Source organism: Intestinimonas sp. MSJ-38, from assembly GCF_018917925.1.
Taxonomy (GTDB): Bacteria; Bacillota; Clostridia; order Oscillospirales; family Butyricicoccaceae; genus Pseudobutyricicoccus.
Window position 1 is genome coordinate 1 of the sequence record NZ_JAHLPO010000059.1, and the last position, 2735, is coordinate 2735.

A 2735-nucleotide genomic window follows, 5' to 3' on the forward strand; every position below is an offset into this window, starting at 1 on the left:
AACTGTCTGGACAATGCTGTGATAGAAAACTTCTTTGGGCTGCTCAAAAGTGAGCTATTGTATCTGCAGGAATTTCAGTCCATGGAGCACTTCAAACAGGAGCTCATTGAGTATCTGGACTACTACAACAACCGCAGGATTAAGGCAAAGCTAAAGGGCTTGCCGCCTGCAATTCACAGACAGCAAGCCCTTTCGGCTGCTTGAACAATTTTTACTTCAGAATATTGTCTAACTTTTTGGGGTCACTTCACTACTCCGGGGGGGTTCTTTGTGCTTACTTGCCCTTGCCGTGACCGTCAAGCCACTTGCAGATGCAATGGCTAATTACACCTGCTACGACGGCCATAAGGACGCTTGTGAGGATTTCCAATGCTGACACCTCCTTTCTGTTGCCAGATTGGAGAAGGGCAGCAGGTCAAATATACCAATAGGCCGTAGAAAGAGTCAAGGGCCAGGAGTGACGCCAGGATGTTCAGGGACACCGATCAGGGACAGAACCAGGGCAAAGGCTAGGGTGGCAGAGGGGGCCGTGCTGGGGGATTGCAGAGGTTCCAGGGCTGTTTGACTACCATCTAAAACAACACGACTCTTAAACTTATACCAGTAGCGGGGGTGTAGGGGGTATCCCCTTAACAAGTTCGCATTTGGCTAGCCAAATGCTATGCTTGCAAAGCCATAAAACGATTCTTTTTTCGGCACAGCACATCTCTGGCAACCGTGTAATTTTCCGAATAGACCGTCGAATTTCTCGCAATAGACCGTCGAATTTCTCGCAATAGACCGTCGAATTTCTCGCAATAGACCGTCGAATTTCTCGCAATAGACCGTCGAATTTCTCGCAATAGAAATCTGCAAAAGTTTGCACCACAATGGCTTTCAAGGGGCCTATAATATAGGAATAATATAATAATAAAGATAAGAATAAGAGGAAATGGGACAAAAACTAAGTTTTCTCGCATAATGCGAGGTTTATTTACTTTCCTCGCATTATGCGTTATAATGGAGCCATCTTGACAAAAGCAGGTGGCAGCATGGCTCGAAAGACACTCTCTGAAAGACAGGACTTACAAATCCGATCCGGGCGAGAAATGGAAATTTACAAGGCAAATGATATGATACAAAAAGGCCGACATGAGCTGTCTTTACAGGAGCAAAGATGCGTTTTATATGCTATTTCCAAAATCAAACCGAAGGACACGGTATTTCAAGAATACACATTTGAGCTAGGTGATTTTTATAAGCTCTGCGGTCTGCAAGGTGAAAGTTACACAGAACTGAAATCCATTCTCATAGGCTTGAAACAGAAAACATGGTGGGTAGAAACCACCCCCAATGTAGAAAGCACAGTCAGTTGGTTTAACAAGGTCAGGACAAACAAGAAAAGTGGTACCGTGACCATACGCTTCGATGACGATATGATGCCATATCTTCTCGAGCTGACAAAAGACAAGTTTTACACGCATTACCAGCTAAAGTACATTCTACCGATGAAGAGCCAGTACGCGATCCGGCTATATGAGCTGCTGAAAAGTTACCAGTGGAACAATATCGAATGGTTCTTCGATGTTGAGCAGTTAAAGAAGCAGTTGAATTGTGAAAATTACAAAAACTTTTATGACTTCCGCAGATGGGTTATAGAACCTGCTGTTGCAGAAATCAATGAATACACGGATATCAAGATTGCATGGGAACCCGTGAAAGAAGGCAGAAAGGTAGTCAGGGTGATCTTCTTCATGGCCGAAAAGAAGAAAGCTGATCTGCTGGATGCAGACAGAGCAATCAATGATGCTCTGGACGGACAAATTGACATACTGGAGCTGATGCAGGAGAGCCAGGATACCGTCAAGGCTAAATTCTTAGCAGAAAACCGCACAGAACGCTCTGAAGGGCCTTCTAAGGCTTTTTGAAGAAACTTGAGGAGGAAGTTTACTATGGAGGAAAAAAGAATCTCTCAGCTTCGCTATGACCCGGAAAGTGACCGCATGATTTTTGACGGGCGGGAACTGCATTGTGGGGAGTGCCTGGAAGTCCTAGTATGCAACGGCTTGAACGGGGACAAGCCAGAATGGGTGGCCACCCGGATAGAGTATGGTGAGGACTGGTATCTTGAGGGATTATTGGGTTACCAGGTGTCTGGACTGTTTGCCAGGATGTAATAATGTGCTGCGGTGTCTTTGCAAGTATAGCATTTGGCTAGCCAAATGCGAACTTGTTAAGGGGATACCCCCTAATACCCCCCGATTTTAATGTGCCTTGAGAGGAGATAATTGAACTATGCGCAAGCGGGGAAAAGCTGTTTTAGTGCGCTTAAATGAACAAGAGCATGCCCACCTCAAACGGCTGTCAGAGACTACTGGCCTAAAGATGGAGCCGCTGATCCGGCAGCTCATCTTGGGCCGAGAATTGAAGCCCCATCCGCCGGAAAATCTGGCGGCGCTGCTGCGGCAAATGTCCGCCATGGGCAACAACATCAACCAAATCGCCAAGGTGATCAACAGTATACATACTGTCCAAAAAGATGATATAGAGCAGATCCAGGAGATGCAATCTGACATTCAGAAGATGCAGTCTGAACTATGGCAGGCAATTAGAGATCTTTGAGAGGTGTGTTGTTTGAGATGGTAGTCAAACCTCAACTTGCATAAGCTGTATAGGCTGTGATAAAATAACTGTAGGCTAAGGACGCTTGTGAGGTAACCAAGGCCGACACGCAAAAAATTGAACCCCCCCGGAGC

At 45.8% G+C, this 2735-nt stretch carries 4 protein-coding genes; all 4 read left to right on the forward strand.

The window, feature by feature from the left end:
• A partial coding sequence (locus tag KQI26_RS14955) for an IS3 family transposase (RefSeq protein WP_216503868.1) occupies nucleotides 1-204 on the forward strand: 204 nt, incomplete at its 5' end.
• A gap of 827 nt (nucleotides 205-1031) precedes the next feature.
• Nucleotides 1032-1907 carry a replication initiation protein gene (locus tag KQI26_RS14960; RefSeq protein ID WP_216505034.1) on the forward strand — a complete coding sequence of 292 codons (876 nt, stop codon included), beginning with the start codon at nucleotides 1032-1034 and terminating at the stop codon, nucleotides 1905-1907.
• A 24-nt stretch (nucleotides 1908-1931) separates the two neighbouring features.
• A complete protein-coding gene (locus KQI26_RS14965; RefSeq protein WP_216505035.1) occupies nucleotides 1932-2156 on the forward strand; it encodes a DUF5348 domain-containing protein in 225 nt (74 codons plus the stop codon).
• Between the two features lie 118 nt (nucleotides 2157-2274).
• Nucleotides 2275-2601: a plasmid mobilization relaxosome protein MobC gene (gene mobC / locus KQI26_RS14970; protein WP_216505036.1), complete on the forward strand. Its 327-nt coding sequence runs from the start codon at nucleotides 2275-2277 to the stop codon at nucleotides 2599-2601.
• The last annotated feature ends 134 nt before the right edge of the window (nucleotides 2602-2735 follow it).

What these genes read in the sequence shown, in the direction of transcription:
- mobC (WP_216505036.1), top strand. Translation starts at nt 2,275, where the DNA reads ATGCGCAAGCGGGGAAAAGCTGTTTTAGTGCGCTTAAATGAACAAGAG.
- KQI26_RS14965 (WP_216505035.1), top strand. Translation starts at nt 1,932, where the DNA reads ATGGAGGAAAAAAGAATCTCTCAGCTTCGCTATGACCCGGAAAGTGAC.
- KQI26_RS14960 (WP_216505034.1), top strand. Translation starts at nt 1,032, where the DNA reads ATGGCTCGAAAGACACTCTCTGAAAGACAGGACTTACAAATCCGATCC.